The following is a 17,457-nucleotide window of genomic DNA, read 5'->3' on the forward strand; positions in this document are numbered from 1 at the left end:
GTGTAATGTGTCTTTGCATTTCAAATTATCCGAAGCACAGAAAAATTCTCCATGGTTAGTGTTAGTTCATGGTTTATTTGGTAGTGCTGACAATTTAGCTGGCATTAAACGTCATTTCGAAAATTCGTTTAATATAATTAGCGTTGATTTACCTGATCATGGTTTGTCTCCATGGACCGCCGGATTTACGCTAGAAAAAGCGGTAAACGGAATTATCGAAATACTCGACGATAATAAAGTTGAAGAAGCTGCGTTTTTAGGTCATTCCCTGGGTGGAAAAGTTGTTATGCAGTTAGCATTATCTTTTCCTAAACGTGTAACCCAATTAATTGTGGCAGATATAGCACCGGTAAAATACGAACACAGTCACCAAGCCGTTTTTGATGGTCTTAAAAATGTTCCTTTGAACACTATTAACGATAGAAAACAAGCACAATCAGCACTTTCTGAATTTGTAAAAGAGCCCGGTGTTCAACAGTTTTTGCTAAAAAGCCTGTATCAAAATGATAATGGCGAGTGGCAATGGCGATTTAACGTTGACGGATTAATTGCGAGTTACTCACAAATTATTGATTGGCCTCAAAGTAATTTAACTTACGACGGGGTAACTTTGTTTATTAAAGGGGCAGAATCAGACTACATTACCAGTGCCTATAGACAAGAAATTGCAAAATATTTCCCTCATGCGAAAGCACATATTATTGAGGGCACCGGGCATTGGTTGCATGCAGAAAAGCCAAGTATCTTTAACGGTATTGTAGCCCGAACATTAGAAAAATCGTTGTAGTCGCAACATCAAAGATGCGAATGACTACTATTCATTTTTTTTGACCCTTTTTGACTCTGCTAGGCGTATATACTGTGATATAGTTGCGCCAGATTTTTTTCATTAAAGACACTATGCTTGCAGAAAACTTTGAGCTAATCGAATCCATCATGTTGTATGGCGGTTTGTTTATACTATTTGTATTGATGAGCTTTGCGGTACACGACGTCCTATCTAAAAATGACGTGCCCCTTATTGGGCGGGTTGTTACTTATGGGGTATTGGGCCTAGGGGCCATTGGCTTTCTAGCGAAAGGAATCATCGAATGGTTCTGGCTAAGCACTGGTGTATAGTAACTAGTAACGAATAATAGAGGTTTGATATGGCAAGCGTTGGCCTGTTTTTCGGAAGTGACACCGGTAATACCGAACATGTTGCGAAAATGATCCAAAAGGAATTGGGTAAACAGCTAATTGATGTAAAAGACATTGCCAAGAGCAGTAAAGAAGATATTGCAGAGTTTGATTTGCTTATTTTCGGGATCCCTACTTGGTATTATGGTGAAGCACAATGTGACTGGGATGATTTTTTCCCAGAGTTAGAAGACATTGATTTCACTGATAAGCTCGTGGCTATTTTTGGCTGTGGCGATCAGGAAGATTACGCTGAGTACTTCCTTGATGCTATGGGCATGGTACGTGATATTGTAGAAGGCCGTGGTGCTATTTTAGTGGGTCAATGGCCTACAGAAAGCTACGACTTCGAAGCGTCTAAAGGCATGGCTGACGATGACCACTTTGTGGGCTTAGGTATTGATGAAGACCGTCAACCAGAGCTTACTGAGTCTCGCGTTAAATCATGGTGTAAGCAAATTCATGACGAACTGTGCTTATCTGAGCTAGCGTAGCCCTGCTGCACGCTGATAAGTGTGCAGCTTGTATAGCAAGATGTGTTTTAGCTATCAGCATTGAAAGGTAGTTATTCATAGACAGTTAAAGTTAGACGCTGACTTTGTAGAAGCTATTAAACTAGCTTCATCAATACAAACGCCGCTTATTATTAAGCGGCGTTTTTGTTTGTGGTTTTGCTTACTTTGCTTATTTAGCTTTAATTAATTTACTGGGTTTATATTATTTGGCTCAAAGTTGAAAGCGTTCAACCGCCCTTCTTAAGCTATCAGTTTGTGCATCTAGCATCATAGTCGACTCATTGGCTTGGCGGGTACTCTGGGCACTTGAATCAGCCAGAGCAACAATCGTATTTAAGCTTGAAGCTACATCTGCTAACAGTACATCTTGTTGCTGGGTGTCAGACACAATATGCTCATTTATCTGACTTAAGCGAGCAATGATTTCACGAATGCTTTCCACTTGTTCAGACACCTGTTGGGTAATTTCAACCCCTTCTTGCGCTTGCTCCCTACCCGCGTTAATAGCTTTAACAGCTTGTTCCGCATCTTTTTGCAGGTTGCCAATCATAGACTCTATTTCTTCGGTAGAGTTATGGGTACGATTCGCTAAGGTTCTTACTTCATCTGCAACAACTGCAAAGCCACGCCCTTGTTCTCCTGCCCTCGCAGCTTCAATTGCCGCGTTCAGTGCAAGCAAGTTTGTTTGTTCCGCTATGGTTTTAATCACATCTAATATGCTGCCAATACTACGTGAGTGACCATCTAAACGGGTAATAATTTCAGCTGACGCATCGGCCTGGCGAGCTTGGTCGTTTACTTGGCTTCTATTTTTCGCCACTAACACGCTAATTTGCTCACTTTGTGCAGTTACCGTGTGCAACGCTTCCATCGCATCATTAATTTGAGTTAGATTGCTACGGCTAGTGTTTTGAACATCTTGAGTATTAGTAGAAATAACAGTGACCTGTTTTCGCTGTTCATCTACCCCTTGTAAGCTTTTTTCACCTAATGCAACGCTCTCTTTGGTAATGTTAATTAAGCCTTTTTCTTGCTCTAAAATATTACCTACTAACTCTCTTAAACTATTGGTTAAGCTATTCACCTTCAATGAAAGTGCGGTGAATTCATCGTTACCTATTTCGGGTAATGTGTGGCTTAAATCCCCTTTACTTAATTGGGTTAGCCCTTCATTTATTCGACTAAGAGGTGCGGCAATACTACGGGTGGCTAGCACCCCTAACGTAATCGCTGCAATTAACCCCACCACGGCGATGATAGAATTCTTAACCAAATTAGTTTGAACCGTTTCAAGAATAGTGTTTTGCCCTTGTATAGATTCAGTTTGCACACTATCGAATAGACTATTAATGCTTCGAAGTGCCAACTGCAAAGCTGCGATAGCCTGATTTTTTTTAGATTTAGCTAACGCGATGTTATCAAGCTTTTGCTGCTGCAAAGCAATTAGTCCAGCATTTCCGTTTATCAAATCAATCATTGTAGAAAACTGTTCATTAAACGCCGCGACCGTGCCGCCATCGTCAATATCCAGTGCCAAACGGTTTAGATAATCCTTATCTACCGTTAAATTACTAATTTGGTATTTTATATCCTCAATGATGTTTGCAGTGCCCTCTGCATTCTCGCTTTCAACAAGCTCAGTAAACGACTCTGTGGTAGTGAGTAACTTGTTATCTATGTTAGTTCCAGCGCCTATTAACGTTGCTAAATTTGGGTTATCTGATTCTAGATATGACAAATCTAACATTAATGCACTGGCTTCATCAGCCGCGCTGAGCACATCGTTTAACTGACTATTTAGTGCCAACTCTACTTTCATTCTTTGCTCTAACGCGGAATACATACCGTCGCTATTTGAGACATAGCCATTACTTGCATCAACCGCTTCAACGGTGGTGGGATTGCTAGGTAAAATGACAGTTAAATTATCAAGATCTACAACGAAGGCATTTGATAGAGTCTCAAATTCTTGTTTGTTTTTCGCCAAATCGGTAAGGGTATCTTCATGAAAACCGTTTGCAGTAATAACCGACAACGACAGGATTTCTGTTTTTACATTGAGCATGCTGTTTTGGGCTGGCATTTTACGCTCTACCACATCTTCTGCGGAGCGCCGAATATCGCTTAAACCAAAATAAGAAAGGATGCTTGTGATAAGGAGTAGACAACCTAGAAGACCGAAGCCGAGTTTAATTTTATTTATAACTGTTAAATGCATTGGCATAATTCAAAGCGCGCAATAAATTGTTGCGTCCTAACCTCGTTTCACCATTATTACCAATAGTTTAACAGAATGTTAATGACTTGCACTTTAAGTTTGCATAGATTCAATTAATTATGCGTAATAACTGACACTTACAAATTGGTCAGGCCTCAAGAATACTGGGCTTTAAAAAGAATAATTGTTAATCTTATTTTCCGATTCGTTCGATTTTCCACCGTACCGAAGAAGAAATGCCAGTTTTGCTTTTAAATCCTGTCGAGTTACCTATAATACCCCCATTGATAAACATCTCGTTCTCAGTAGGTTGTAATGGATCAGAATAAAGAACTTAAAAAAGCAGGCTTAAAAGTAACCCTGCCACGCCTCAAGATTTTGCAAATTTTGCAAGAGCCTGAAAATCAACACATCAGTGCAGAGGACGTGTATAAGATTCTGATTGAACAAGATGAAGAGATTGGTCTAGCAACCGTTTATCGTGTTCTTAACCAATTTGATGATGCTGGTATCTTAAATCGCCATCACTTTGAAGGTGGTAAGTCGGTATTCGAAATCAGCCATAAAGAACATCACGACCACTTGGTTTGTTTGAAGTGCGGAAAAGTTATTGAGTTTGAAGACGATATTATCGAACAGCGCCAAGATATGATTGCCAAAAAGCACAACATTAAGCTTACGCATCACAGTTTGTATCTGTACGGTGAATGTACCGATGGAAATTGTGAAGGTAACGACTAGTTACTTCCTCATACATTGCATTGTATAAATTAAGCTAGATACTAGAAACAGTAAAAATTTTAGTATTAAAAAGCCCACATGATGATGTGGGCTTTTTTGATCAGTAATGCTCGCTAAGATAATCTTGGAATACTGACAATTAGCAGGCCCATTAAAAAGTCTATTCCTTTAATTAATCCTAAGCCTGAAACTTATAGTCGTGATAAGCCTTAATGGCTTTTTCCCACATACGCCCTACTTCTCCGCTACCAATGGTTTTGCCATCAATTTCAATTACGGGGGCAATTTCTTTGCTTGAAGAGGTCAACCAAACTTCGTCGGCATTAAATAAGTCTTCGGTTGCGAACCACTTTTCTTCTACGGTTAAACCCGCTCGCTTAAATGCTTTCAGTGCAATTTGGCGAGTGATCCCCGGTAAGAGCTGGTTATCCAATGGTGGCGTATAAATAGCGTTACCTTTTACGATAAACACGTTACATGAGCTTGCTTCGGTAACAATGCCATCGCCATTGTGCAGTATTGTTTCTTGTACACCGCTATCGACGCCGGCTTGAAAATGCATCACATTGCCTAATAACGACGTTGATTTGATATGGCATCGCTGCCAACGTTTATCTTCTTCAAGCGCTACTTTGAACGGTTTAACTTTATCCGCTTGCAGCGGTTGAGCTGGCGCAATTTCAAAGGCAAAACCAAATACGGTGGGCGTAATATTTTTCGGGTAGGCATGATACCGTTTGGTATCCGTTCCTCTACTAATATGAAAATACACACCAATATTTCCACTCGAAAAATGGCTGGCATTCGCATCAATAAGCCCATCAAGGTGTTGCTGCCACTGCTGTGCACTGTAAGGATTAGTTATTGAAATAGCCGCTAACCCATCACCCATTCTATCTAAATGGCCTGTCATCCCTACCGCTTTACCATGGTAAGTGGGAATAACTTCGTAAATACCATCACCGAATAAAAATCCTCGGTCCATGGGGGAAATTTTAGCTTCTGATAACGGCATAAACTCACCGTTTAAAAATGCAATGGTCACTCTTATTCTCCTGTAAGGCGAAGACGTTTTTGCCAATTTAATAGAAATGCAGCGCGAGCATCATCGTAATGCTGGCTTATGAAGGTAACCGTTTCCCCAGGTACAGTTTGTGCTAAACGATTCACATCAAGCAAGCTTACACTGCCAAGTTTAGGGTATCCCCCTAAAGTTTGCCTGTCTCGCATCATCACAATAGGTTGTCCGTCGGGCGGAATTTGCATTGCGCCGATGTGTATTGCTTCTGAACGCATCTTACTAATACCACTTTGAATGGGTGTACCTGAAAGCCTATAGCCCATACGATTGATATTATTCGTTACTTTATATTCACTTGAAAATAGCCGCGCTTTATTCAGGGCACTAAAACTAGCTTCTTGATAACCAAGAATAAGCGCTAAGGGCTCACTCAAGTCATATTGCGGCCAGTGCTCTGTTGCCAAAGCCCTGTGAGCACTGCGCAGCGTAGGCGCTTCAATATTAACCTTATCGCCAGCGGCTAATGGTAAACCTTTATTTTCAAGGCCACCTATCGCTTCTCTTGAAACGGTACTAGCGCTAGTTAAAGGCGTTGGTACACACCATTTACCTTGAATCGCCAAATAGGCTTTACTGCCCATGTGTTCACTCTCAATGCATACCCGATCGCCGGATTTAGCAAAAATAGTTTCAAAGGGAGAAACAGACTGACCATTTACAGTGCATAACACACTGCGCCCGGTGGCAGCCATGTGTGCGTTTGCATCACATATAAATTCGGCTCGCCCCATCACTTCAATACAGGGCGTACCTTCATGGTTACCGGCCAAATAGTTGGCCCACCAATACGCTTCTTCATCCATAGGCCCAGACTGACAAAAGCCTTGATGCTGCTTACCCTGCCGTCCGCTATCAATAATCAGGCTCAGCAAACCATTTTGTTCAACACTAACCTTCATGTAAGTCTCTGAATTCCTGTTCTGAAATAGGCGCGAACGTTACATTATCACCTACTTTTAAAAGCGCATTGTGGCTAGTATCTATTAAGTTTAATGGGCATAACCCCAACAAGTGCCACCCGCCTGGCGATGACGACGGGTAAATAGCGGTTTGCGCATCAGCTATGGCAACAGCCCCTTTCGGCACCTGCTTTCTTGGCGTTTCTAATCTAGCGCAGTTCAAGGCTTCAGGCACATTTCCCATATAGGCAAAGCCTGGCGCAAAGCCCACGGCATAAACTTTATAAGTCATGCTACTGTGAGCATCGATAATGCTCTGCTCGCTTAACCCCGTTTTTTGACCTACCAAGGCTAAGTCGTTAGCCGTTTCTGCCCCGTACCACACGGGGATTTCATGGGCCTTACCGCTATCAGCACAAGCGTTACGCTTACTCATGGTTGTTTCTTGTGCCGCAAGTGAGCGAAGCATCTGGTAAACGTAGTGACTATCCACTTTGTACGCGTCAAACGATAGCAATAATGAGTCGTAGGCTGGCACGCACTCTTTAAGCCAAGGTAGCTTCAAATTCGAAATGGCGTGTTGCCACTGCTGACATCGTGCATTGGCTATATCTACCGTATCGCCTGCGAAATACAACAGTATTGCATCTAAACCTGCAGGTACAATCTGCTTTATGTCCCCAAAGGGATGCATAGTAGTATCCTTAATAAAAAGGGTGAAATAATGGCTAAGTAAGGGCTTTTATCTGATTTTTGATGACAGTGGGCACGCCTAGCTATTGTCGTATGTATTCTCGTAGCTATATCCATAATTGTGCCCGTGTTTATGTCAGTATTAATGTTCGCCGTCACATTAAGGCGCGAATTTGTTGCGCAATTTCAACAGCACCCGCGGTATCGCCATGAACGCAAAGGGTGTCAGCCTGTAAAGGTAGTCTTTTCCCGCTAACGGTAATCACTTCCCCATCTTCAATCAAAAGCTTGGCTTGAGTTAGCGCTTCTGCCGCAGTTAAAACCGCGCCATCTTGTGAACGGGGCTGCAAAAAGCCATCATCGGTATAACGACGATCGGAAAATGCTTCAAACAGTAACGACAAACCATATTCTTGTGCTTCAACTACCAGCGCTTCATTATGGCTATGGGATTGAACCATTAACTTCAACCGGCCTTTGTTAATACTGCCAATGGCCTGCATTACCCCTGTACGCACTTGAGGGTTTACCATCATATCGTTATACAGTGCACCATGCGGTTTTACATAAGTTACCTGCCCACCCACAATACTGGCCATGCCCATTAGTGCACTTACTTGATATTGAATACAGGCTATCAGCTCTTTTGTCGGCATGGCTATACTACGACGTCCAAATCCTTGTAAATCGGGATAAGAAGGATGTGCGCCAATTTCAACATCACTGTTTTTGGCTAGATATAAAGCGTGTTTCATCACTACCGGATCACCGGCATGAAAGCCGCAAGCAATGTTAGCTTGGTCAATAAATTTCATAATGTCGGCATCTACAGGCATTTGCCATGCACCGAAACTTTCACCTAAATCGCAATTTAACTTCATAAGTGTTTAGCTCTTAACCTCAATCCGATATCATGTTACCTGTTCTTTCTTAAAAGTCAGCGTTAATGATAAATATTGGAAAAATTAATACATTAAAAGTGGTTGCGGAATATCCGTTTGGCTATGCGTTAGCGCCACTTACCGACAATGTAGATGCAACCGACTACAGTAGCGAAGATATGCCTACTGTAACCCTTCCTCATGACGAAGTATCCTCGGCTCTTGAAGTTGACCAAACCCTTGATGTGTTTGTGGCAACCGATCAGCGTGGTGATTTATTCGCAACATTAAAGCCGCCAAAAATTCAAGTCGGTGAAACCAAGGTACTTAAAGCGGTGTCAGCCACACACTTTGGTGCGTTTTTCGACTGGGGTTTAGACAACGACTTACTCATACCCGCCGATTATCAAGAATCGCCTATTGATCCTGGTATGTACTACGTTGTTCATGCTTTCTTTGATGAAAAAACAAATCGAATTTTAGGTGCTACACGTTTGCATTACTTTCTGAAGGAAGGCAGTGCCTACCTTAATGAAGGTGAAACGGTAACGTGTTTAGTTTATGCAAAGTCAGATTTGGGCTTCAAAGTAGTATTAAATGAAAAAGCCTTAGGCCTTGTATTCCATAGTGATGCATTTAAACCACTTAAAGTCGGGCAATCTACTGATGGCGTTATCAAAACCATCCGTGAAGACGGTAAAATTGATGTGGTATTGCAACGTCATGACAAAGAAACCCGTGATGCTCTTCAGCAAGCTATCTTAGACGATTTAGAAGCTCACGGTGGCATTTCAACCCTTACGGATAAAAGTCCGCCTGACGCTATCTACCAGCACTTTAACGTAAGTAAAGCTGCGTACAAAAAAGCGTTAGGTGCATTGTATAAGCAAAAGAAAATCACCATTGGCGCAGACGCCGTTCGTCTCACCCAGTCGTAAGTAAGAGGTAGCAAATTATAATGAAAGCACAAGTTTCGTGGGATAAAGACCTCACCTTCACAGGTACTACCGACAGTGGTTATAAAACCGTTATGGATGGCAGTGGCAATGCTGTGTCGCCAATGGAATCGGTATTATTAGCGGTGGGGGCATGTTCTAGCATTGACGTGGTAGACATCCTTAAAAAAGGGCGCAATGAAATTGAGAGTTGTGAATGCGAGTTAGAAGCTGAACGTGCTGATGATGCACCTCGCGTGTTTACTAAGATTCATGCGCACTACATTGTAGTAGCGAGCAGTGTGTCTGAAAAAGCGCTGGCACGTGCGGTACAATTATCTACTGAGAAATACTGCTCGGTAATGTTGATGCTAACGGGTAATGTGGAAATTGCCACCAGCTATACTTTAGTTGAATCCACACACAATTAGGCGAATACGCCACCTATTAGCGTAAAGGGCTATCAATAATTGAAAGCCCTTTTTTATTTCCTCGTTAAAACCTAGTTAACCAACTGATTTTTAAAACATAAATATCTTCTTACATTTGCTGGCATGGATGCTGCTGCTAGCTGTTATTAATCTAATAATTAACAACAATCAGGTATTTAACCATGGACGCTTCGTTTAACTTTCTTCGCACCCTGACGCTCACTAGCAGCATACTCTCTTTATCTTTAATGCTAGGGGCGTGTACCGACGCCGATGCAGTAAACCCCACAGAAGAAGCGCCTAGTGCGGTTATCGCAATACCAGTAGAAGCGTCAATGCTGACTAATGGTTCAATTAGCTCTACCTACACCACAACCGCTATTTTAGAAGCCAGAGAAGAAGCCTTTGTGGTAGCGAGAGCATCGGGCATTATTGAACAGATAGTGGTAGAAGAAGGCGATTATGTTGAAAAAGGCCAAGTATTGGCGCAGTTAGATAAACGCAGATATGAACTCAACCTTGCCAAAGCGAAAGCTGATTTAACCGGCCTTGAACGTGAATTAGACAAAGTAAACAAAGTCTATTCTAAAAACCTCATCAGTGTAGATACCTATGACAAACTGACCGCGCAATACGAATCTGCCAAAGCGTCTGTTCACCTGGCTGAATTAGATTTAAAAGAAACAACTATTACTGCACCTATTAGCGGATTTATTGCTTCGCGGAATGCCAAAGTAGGCAACCTTACCGAATCTTTCCAACGTGAACGCATGTTCCATATTGTGCAACAGCAGAATTTACAGGGCGTAGTATATCTACCTGAAAACGAATTGCAGAATGTGGCGGTAGGTCAATCCGCAACGCTGATTGTTGCAGCGTTAGGCAATAAATCACTAACGGCATCGGTACAGCGAATTAGCCCCGTTATTGATGCTGCCACAGGCACATTTAAAGTTACCCTTGCAGTACCCAACGAAAAGCACCTACTAAAAGCAGGCATGTTCACTGATGTCGCTCTTGAATACGCCCGCCACGATAGTGCGACTTTACTGCCCCGCCGTGCACTGATTACCATGGACAACCAACTTAGCGTGTTTGTTGTGAATGATAATATCGCTACCAAAGTCGACATAGTGACTGGTTTTGAACAAGACGAAATGATTGAAGTGTTAAGCGGCTTAGAAGGCAACGAAAAAGTCGTTACCGCTGGTCATCAGAACCTAAAAGATCAAGCCCCTGTTGATGTTGTAAACGGCTAAGCCCGCTATAAAAAGGATATACCATGCGTATTGTTGATATAGCGGTTAAACGCCCGGTTGCCGTATCTATGTTTACTTTTGCTGTGCTGTTGTTTGGGATGGTGTCTTTAGGTCGATTATCGGTAAATTTACTGCCCGACCTCTCCTACCCCACGTTAACCATTAGAACCGATTACACCGGGGCTGCCCCTGGCGAAGTGGAACAACTTGTCTCTAAGCCTATTGAAGAAGCGATTGGCGTCGTAAAAGGGGTAAGAAAAGTTACCTCTACTTCACGTGCCGGTCAGTCAGACGTGGTCATGGCATTTAGATGGGGCACTGACATGGATTTCGCGAGTTTAGAGGTACGCGAAAAGCTTGATGTGCTGCAACTTCCTCTTGATATCGAAAAACCTCGCCTGTTACGGTTTAACCCGAGTTTAGACCCCGTAATTAAGCTGGGGCTTACTGAAGATGTGCTCACTGGCCAACTATCTACCGCTCAGATGAAAAGATTGCGCCTGTACGGCGAGCAACAGGTGAAACGGGCTCTTGAATCAGTTGAGGGCGTGGCAGCGGTGCGTGTGGGCGGTGGCCTTGAGAATGAAGTACATATTCTTATCGACCAACGTAAAGCCAGTCAATTATCTATCCCTATTACCCGCATTATTGATCGTATCAAAGCCGAAAATGTAAATGCTGCAGGTGGGCGTATTGAAGGTGATGCACAAGCGTTCTTAGTGCGAACCCTGAATCAATTTGAAAATTTAACTGAAATTGAGAACCTTTTCATTGGCCGTTTTGAAGGTAGAAACATTCAATTGAAAGATGTTGCCACCGTAGAGAGTGCTTATAAAGATCGTAGCGTGGTAACCCGTTTTAATGGCAATGAAGGTGTCGAAATTGCCATTTATAAAGAAGGCGATGCCAATGCAATTGATGTAGCAAAACAAGTAGCATCTCGCCTTAGTGAGATTAACAGTGATATTCCTTCGAATTATTCGTTAACGCAAATATACGACCAAAGCGTTTTTATCAAGCAAGCCATCGATAATGTTAAATCAGCAGCCATAATGGGCGGTCTGCTTGCTATGTTGGTGCTCTATCTATTCCTAAAGGATTTTTGGACCACAGTGATCATTTCTGTGTCTATTCCAGTGTCGGTTATTGCCACCTTTAACCTAATGTACGCCAACAATATAAGCCTAAACATGATGAGTTTAGGAGGAATTGCACTGGCCGTGGGCTTGCTTGTTGATAACAGTATTGTGGTGTTAGAAAATATCGACCGCCATAAAAAACGTAAGCAAGCCAAATTGGCAAACGATGCTGGGGCTGGGGCTGTTAATAATACTGATATCAGCGAACAAGCTCATGCCAATATCAATCATCGTGCTACTAGCTTGACTGACGATCCAGCCGCATCAGGCACTAAAGAAGTTTCGGGTGCCATAGTGGCCTCTACACTCACCACAATGGCCGTATTCGTACCGCTTATTTTTGTAGACGGTATTGCGGGACAGTTGTTTAAAGACCAAGCGCTAACCGTAAGTTTTGCCCTAGCTGCTTCGCTAATCGTTGCACTTACCCTTATTCCCGCCATGGCACGAAGAAAGCGAAAAGCAAAGCTTGCCCACGAAGATACTTTTTTATCGCCCGCCAAAGCTCTGCCTACTAGTTTACTAGGAAAAATAGGCTATTTTGTAAAATGGCCTTTTTCAATGATGCTTCGCTTAGTCTTTGTGTATTTACCTGCGGCACTCATTACCTTAGTGATTGGTGCATGGCATATTCTTGCAAAAGGCTTATCACTATTATTTAGCCCTGTGGTTTGGTTGTTCAACAAAGGCTTCACCGGCATTGAGAAACTTTACCACCGCGCCCTAATTGCGAGTTTGAAGGCCAGAACATTTGTGATCATGCTATCCTTGGTTTCGGCGGGTGGCGCCCTGTTTCTTGTGCCTAAATTGGGCATGGAGCTTATACCTACCATGTCGCAAGGTGAATTCTCGGTAGATATCACTCTGCCTGCGGGTACACCACTGGGCACAACGGATGCAACGCTATCGAATTTATCAGCAATAGCCACGGCAGATTCGAATGTAGCAAGAACCTACGCCATGTCGGGAACGGGAAGTTTGATTAGCGCCTCACCTAGTCAAGGTGGCGATCATTGGGGAAGACTCAATATAGTAATGGCACCGAATGGGACTAAGGATGCAGACGGCGAAGTGAGCAGCAAAGTAGCCAGCGGTTCGATGGACAGCGTAAAAGCTGCCCTGCGCGAAGCGCTAGACCGTTACCCGAATGTTCAAGCTACCTTCACTGAACCCGAACTCTTTACCTTTGCCTCACCTATTCAAATTGAGGTAAGCGGGTATGATTTACGTCAACTTCAAACCTACAGCGACAAAATCGCGTCTGAGTTAGCTACACACAACAACTTCACCGATATCGCCACCAGCATTCGTGAAGGCAACCCAGAATTAAAAATTGAGTTTCATCACGCTAAACTGTCCCGTTTAGGCCTAGATGCCGCCACGGTGTCGTCGTTAATTGCCGCTAAAATAGGTGGCCGTGTTGCTACTCAATACAGCCTTGAAGATAGAAAAGTTGATGTGTTGGTACGAACCAAAGACAGTCAGCGTGACAACATAAATGATGTGCGTGCAATGGTAGTTAATCCTGACTCATCACAGCCTATTCCCCTTGGCGCCGTGGCCGATGTTTATATGAGCGTGGGTCCAAGTGAAATTACTCGCATTGGGCAAGAGCGAGTAGCACTAATTTCTGCCAATTTGGCGACAGGCAAGTTAGATGAAGCCGTTTCTCTGGTTGATAGTATTCTTGATAACACTCAACTTCCTTTGTCCATGAGTGCGTCGGTGACGGGGCAAAGCGAGGATATGCAAGATAGTTTTACCTCACTGCAATTTGCCTTAGCACTCGCTGTTTTTATGGTGTACTTAGTCATGGCTTCTCAGTTTGAATCGTTATTACACCCGCTACTTATATTGTTTGCTGTTCCTCTTGCCGGCGCAGGTTCTGTGTATGGGCTATGGCTAACCAATACGCCATTGAATGTTGTGGTTTTCATTGGACTTATTATGCTGTGCGGCATAGTGGTTAATAACGCTATTGTGCTTGTTGACCGAATTAATCAGTTACGTGCTAGCGGTATAGAAAAAACCGCTGCCATTATCGATGCTGGGAAAACCCGTTTACGCCCTATTGTGATGACCACATTAACCACTATCTTGGGCTTGCTGCCCATGGCGTTTGGGTTAGGTGAAGGCGCAGAAATACGCACACCAATGGCTATTACGGTAATCTTTGGGTTGTTATTCTCTAGCTTACTTACTCTTATACTGCTGCCTGTACTTTACAGCCTATTCGATAAAAAGAAATCTGTCGTAACCGACAACACTCAGGTTGTAGGCGATACGAACCATGTACCCGAAGTGTCGGGAGGTAAATATGAAAACGCCTAACGATGTACAGGATATAAAACCGAAACAAGATAGTCATCCTGGTGACAACATGATAAGTGGTATCGGCGCAGCACTGGCAAGGTTTGCATTAAACCGCCCTGTTACTATCGGCATGGTGTTTATCTCCATGCTGCTGTTCGGTGCAATATCTGGAAAGCTATTGCCATTAGAAAAATTTCCTGGCATCGACATTCCTGAAATGGTGGTTGAGATCCCCTACCCTGATGCTACGCCGGTGGAAATTGAAACCATGATCACTCGGCCAGTGGAAGAAGCTATCGCCACTATGTCTGGTATTAAACGATTGCGGGCACGGTCGTATGAGAACAGAGCACAAATCATTGTTGAATTTGATTGGGATGAAAACCTTAAAGCTAAGGGGGTAGAAGCCAGAGAAAAAATTGACGCTATTCGTCACTTGCTTCCTGCAGATGTAGAACGTGTCATGGTGTACAAGTTCAACACCAACGACATGCCTATCTTTCAGCTTCGTGTATCAAGCGATCGTGACTTATCTAACGCGTATGACTTGTTAGAACGCAATTTGAAGCGCCCCATCGAACGGGTAGACGGGGTATCTAAAGTTGAACTATACGGTACGTTGAAGCGGCAAATTACCATTCGACTAGATCCAAAGCTACTGACTGCCTATAAAATAGATGTCACCGCTTTAGGGCAAAAGCTGCAAGACGCTAACTTTTCGTTAACCGCAGGTTACCTGTACGATAATGACGAGAAAATACTGGTTAACCCCATTGGCGAATTCACCGATATGGCTGATTTCGAAAACATGTGGGTGTCACCTAATGTGCGGTTATCCGATATTGCCACAGTACGCTTTGAACTGCCCGAACCTATTGAAGGTCGTCACTTAGACAGAACCTTTGCAGTAGGTTTTAATATTTTCAGGGAGTCTGGCAGTAATTTGGTCGAAGTATCGTCTGCGGTAATGAAAGTCATAGACGACGCTAAGTCGGACCCAGCATTTGCGGGCATTAATCTTTTCGTGATGGACGATGTGGCAAAAAGTGTCACCTCTTCGCTGTCTGATTTGTTAAGTGCCGGACTGTTAGGCGCATTACTTTCTATTGTGGTGCTGTATTTATTTTTACGTCAACTGACAACGACTTTAATAGTGGTGTTGTCTGTGCCTTTTTCCATCTGCATTACCTTAGGGGTAATGTATTTGTTGGGCTATACCCTAAATATTTTATCGTTGATGGGGTTGATGTTAGCAGTTGGGATGTTAGTGGATAACGCCGTGGTTATCACCGAAAGTATTTTTCAAGAACGCCAACAAGATTCAAATATAAGTCGCGCAACCCAGCGAGGCGTTAACAACGTAAGCCTTGCAGTAATAGCCGGCACTGCCACCACCGCTATTGTATTTTTGCCCAATATAGTAGGGGTTAAAATTGATATAACAGTATTTTTAGAACACGTTGCCATTGCTATCTGTATTTCGTTGTTTGCTTCGTTGTTTATAGCCAAAACCCTGATCCCACTACTTACCACCAAAATAGCTATTCCCGAAGTGAAAGCCAATACTACCCCGCGCTACATAAAACGTTATGGCCATATTTTGACCTGGGTAATGGCAAACCAAGGAAAAACATCACTTATTGCCCTAGCTATTTTAGTGTCTACCATTGTTCCTATACAGTTCGTTAGCTTTGATGACGAAGGCAACGACAATCAAGAACGTATTTGGCTGAATTACCACGTTACCCAAAACTACACCTTGGATGAAGTAGAAAAAACAGTTAATAAGATGGAAGCCTTTTTATATGAAAACCAAGAACGCTTCCATATAAAACAAGTATATACCTACTACGAGCCAGGTCATGCTGTGAGTGGAATTACGTTGAATGACGACCTTCCCGTCAGTGTAGGTTCTATTAAGGAAGATATCCGAGAATGCATGCCGACTTTCGTTAGAGCACGGCCTTCATTTCAATGGGACAGTGGCAATGGTGGCGGAGTTCGTATTACTTTACTGGGTGAGTCTTCAGATACGTTACTAGAAATCTCTGAGCGGCTAATCCCTATTCTTGCCAATATCGACGGGCTTAGTGATGTAAAAGCCGATTCCGGCTCTAAACGTGATGAACTCCAAATTCGCATTAACAGAGAAAAAGCGAATCGATTAGGTATTCAGGTAAGTGAAATAGCACAGCTTGTAGCGACTTCACTAAGAGGCTCAAATCTACGCTCATTTCGTTATGGCGATTCAGGTGAAGTGAATGTTCAACTTCGTTACGGCAGTGATATTCAAAAATCACTAGATGCACTTAAGCATATAACTATTGGCTTTAGTCAAGAGCAGGCAATTACCCTTGCCATGATGGCAGACTTTTCGATAGTGGAGCAATTATCGCAAATAAACCGTAGTTACCGCCAAACAGCGTTAGACATTGGCGCTAACTTACAAGACGATACCACTATAGAAGAAGCCAAAGAGCGCGTTCAACAAGTGCTTGCACATATTGAATTACCTACAGGTTACCAGTGGACATTGGACGGCAGCTTTTCACGTCAAGATGAAGCGAACGCCGTGATGCAAATGAATATGCTACTTGCCTTGTGCATGATTTATGTGGTCATGGCTGCACTGTTTGAATCGTTAGTGCTACCCACTTCGGTGATTACATCGTTACTTTTTTCATTCACCGGTGTTTTTTGGGCCTTTATGATTACGGGCACACCCATGTCGGTAATGGGCATGATAGGCATGCTTATACTTATGGGAATAGTAGTCAATAATGGAATTGTATTAGTAGATAGAATTAATCAACTGGTGAATGAAGGACTAAGTCTGTACGACGCGGTTGTACAAGGTGCACAATCTCGCATTAGACCAATACTGATGACAGTAGCAACAACCGTACTCGGACTAGTACCGCTGGCGATGGGGGCAACGCGGATAGGTGGTGATGGACCGCCTTACTCGCCAATGGCCATTGCCATTATTGGTGGGCTAGTGTTCTCCACCTTGACCAGCTTATTCTTAGTTCCCCTTGCCTATGTATTACTTCTTAAGCTGCGCTTTAATACTCAGCGAATGATAGTAAACGGACAAGCAAGAATAGCTAAACTTATTAAAACGTAAATTGTAGTTACCGCACGGCTTTACTTACGTAGCGGGTGTTTCTGCT

14 protein-coding genes are annotated in these 17,457 nt (G+C 43.0%); 9 read left to right on the top strand and 5 right to left on the bottom strand.

The window, feature by feature from the left end; genetic code table 11:
• The first annotated feature begins 7 nt into the window (after positions 1-7).
• The 3 genes from Q4561_RS13345 to fldA all read left to right on the top strand — a co-directional run bounded on the left by Q4561_RS13345 (position 8) and on the right by fldA (position 1,673).
• On the top strand, positions 8-787 hold the full coding sequence (locus tag Q4561_RS13345) for an alpha/beta fold hydrolase (RefSeq protein WP_303461121.1): 780 nt from the start codon (positions 8-10) through the stop codon (positions 785-787).
• A gap of 113 nt (positions 788-900) precedes the next feature.
• Positions 901-1,119: a DUF2788 domain-containing protein gene (locus tag Q4561_RS13350; protein WP_303461307.1), complete on the top strand. Its 219-nt coding sequence runs from the start codon at positions 901-903 to the stop codon at positions 1,117-1,119.
• A 29-nt stretch (positions 1,120-1,148) separates the two neighbouring features.
• Positions 1,149-1,673 carry a flavodoxin FldA gene (gene fldA / locus Q4561_RS13355; protein ID WP_303461123.1) on the top strand — a complete coding sequence of 175 codons (525 nt, stop codon included), beginning with the start codon at positions 1,149-1,151 and terminating at the stop codon, positions 1,671-1,673.
• 232 nt (positions 1,674-1,905) lie between these two features.
• Here the strand turns inward: fldA and Q4561_RS13360 are convergent, their stop codons facing one another.
• The gene (locus Q4561_RS13360; RefSeq protein WP_303461125.1) at positions 1,906-3,912 is read right to left on the bottom strand and encodes a methyl-accepting chemotaxis protein; all 2,007 of its coding nucleotides are present in this window, start codon (positions 3,910-3,912) and stop codon (positions 1,906-1,908) included.
• Between the two features lie 315 nt (positions 3,913-4,227).
• On the opposite strand from Q4561_RS13360, the gene fur reads away from it, so the two are divergent.
• The gene (gene fur, locus Q4561_RS13365) at positions 4,228-4,653 is read left to right on the top strand and encodes a ferric iron uptake transcriptional regulator (protein WP_303461126.1); all 426 of its coding nucleotides are present in this window, start codon (positions 4,228-4,230) and stop codon (positions 4,651-4,653) included.
• A 178-nt stretch (positions 4,654-4,831) separates the two neighbouring features.
• Here the strand turns inward: fur and Q4561_RS13370 are convergent, their stop codons facing one another.
• The 4 genes from Q4561_RS13370 to Q4561_RS13385 form a co-directional block, all read right to left on the bottom strand.
• Positions 4,832-5,698 (bottom strand): D-amino acid aminotransferase, encoded by an 867-nt coding sequence (locus Q4561_RS13370; RefSeq protein ID WP_303461128.1) that lies wholly within the window; start codon positions 5,696-5,698, stop codon positions 4,832-4,834.
• A 2-nt stretch (positions 5,699-5,700) separates the two neighbouring features.
• Positions 5,701-6,633, bottom strand: a complete 933-nt coding sequence (locus Q4561_RS13375) for a biotin-dependent carboxyltransferase family protein (RefSeq protein ID WP_303461130.1) — start codon at positions 6,631-6,633, stop codon at positions 5,701-5,703.
• A complete protein-coding gene (locus Q4561_RS13380; protein ID WP_303461132.1) occupies positions 6,623-7,327 on the bottom strand; it encodes an allophanate hydrolase subunit 1 in 705 nt (234 codons plus the stop codon). The genes Q4561_RS13375 and Q4561_RS13380 overlap by 11 nt, the downstream gene beginning before the upstream one ends.
• Positions 7,328-7,481: 154 nt before the next feature.
• Complete coding sequence (locus Q4561_RS13385) at positions 7,482-8,207, bottom strand: 5-oxoprolinase subunit PxpA (RefSeq protein WP_303461133.1); 726 nt, start codon at positions 8,205-8,207, stop codon at positions 7,482-7,484.
• A gap of 65 nt (positions 8,208-8,272) precedes the next feature.
• Between Q4561_RS13385 and Q4561_RS13390 the strand changes: the two genes are divergently transcribed.
• From Q4561_RS13390 to Q4561_RS13410, 5 genes are all read left to right on the top strand, one after another.
• Entirely contained in the window at positions 8,273-9,145 is an 873-nt protein-coding gene (locus Q4561_RS13390; RefSeq protein WP_303461135.1) for a S1 RNA-binding domain-containing protein, read from the top strand.
• Positions 9,146-9,165: 20 nt separating this feature from the next.
• On the top strand, positions 9,166-9,573 hold the full coding sequence (locus tag Q4561_RS13395; protein WP_303461136.1) for an OsmC family protein: 408 nt from the start codon (positions 9,166-9,168) through the stop codon (positions 9,571-9,573).
• A gap of 182 nt (positions 9,574-9,755) precedes the next feature.
• Positions 9,756-10,832: an efflux RND transporter periplasmic adaptor subunit gene (locus Q4561_RS13400; protein WP_303461138.1), complete on the top strand. Its 1,077-nt coding sequence runs from the start codon at positions 9,756-9,758 to the stop codon at positions 10,830-10,832.
• Between the two features lie 23 nt (positions 10,833-10,855).
• A complete protein-coding gene (locus Q4561_RS13405; protein WP_303461139.1) occupies positions 10,856-14,302 on the top strand; it encodes an efflux RND transporter permease subunit in 3,447 nt (1,148 codons plus the stop codon).
• Positions 14,303-14,351: 49 nt separating this feature from the next.
• On the top strand, positions 14,352-17,411 hold the full coding sequence (locus Q4561_RS13410; protein WP_303461308.1) for an efflux RND transporter permease subunit: 3,060 nt from the start codon (positions 14,352-14,354) through the stop codon (positions 17,409-17,411).
• Positions 17,412-17,457 lie beyond the last annotated feature (46 nt).

Origin of the sequence: Alteromonas sp. 1_MG-2023 (assembly GCF_030547075.1) — a bacterium.
Classification (GTDB): domain Bacteria; phylum Pseudomonadota; class Gammaproteobacteria; order Enterobacterales; family Alteromonadaceae; genus Alteromonas.

Coding starts and splice junctions, on each gene's coding strand:
- Q4561_RS13350 (WP_303461307.1), top strand. CDS start 901: ATGCTTGCAGAAAACTTTGAGCTAATCGAATCCATCATGTTGTATGGC.
- fldA (WP_303461123.1), top strand. CDS start 1,149: ATGGCAAGCGTTGGCCTGTTTTTCGGAAGTGACACCGGTAATACCGAA.
- Q4561_RS13360 (WP_303461125.1), bottom strand. CDS start 3,912: ATGCATTTAACAGTTATAAATAAAATTAAACTCGGCTTCGGTCTTCTA.
- fur (WP_303461126.1), top strand. CDS start 4,228: ATGGATCAGAATAAAGAACTTAAAAAAGCAGGCTTAAAAGTAACCCTG.
- Q4561_RS13375 (WP_303461130.1), bottom strand. CDS start 6,633: ATGAAGGTTAGTGTTGAACAAAATGGTTTGCTGAGCCTGATTATTGAT.
- Q4561_RS13380 (WP_303461132.1), bottom strand. CDS start 7,327: ATGCATCCCTTTGGGGACATAAAGCAGATTGTACCTGCAGGTTTAGAT.
- Q4561_RS13385 (WP_303461133.1), bottom strand. CDS start 8,207: ATGAAGTTAAATTGCGATTTAGGTGAAAGTTTCGGTGCATGGCAAATG.
- Q4561_RS13390 (WP_303461135.1), top strand. CDS start 8,273: ATGATAAATATTGGAAAAATTAATACATTAAAAGTGGTTGCGGAATAT.
- Q4561_RS13395 (WP_303461136.1), top strand. CDS start 9,166: ATGAAAGCACAAGTTTCGTGGGATAAAGACCTCACCTTCACAGGTACT.
- Q4561_RS13400 (WP_303461138.1), top strand. CDS start 9,756: ATGGACGCTTCGTTTAACTTTCTTCGCACCCTGACGCTCACTAGCAGC.
- Q4561_RS13405 (WP_303461139.1), top strand. CDS start 10,856: ATGCGTATTGTTGATATAGCGGTTAAACGCCCGGTTGCCGTATCTATG.
- Q4561_RS13410 (WP_303461308.1), top strand. CDS start 14,352: ATGATAAGTGGTATCGGCGCAGCACTGGCAAGGTTTGCATTAAACCGC.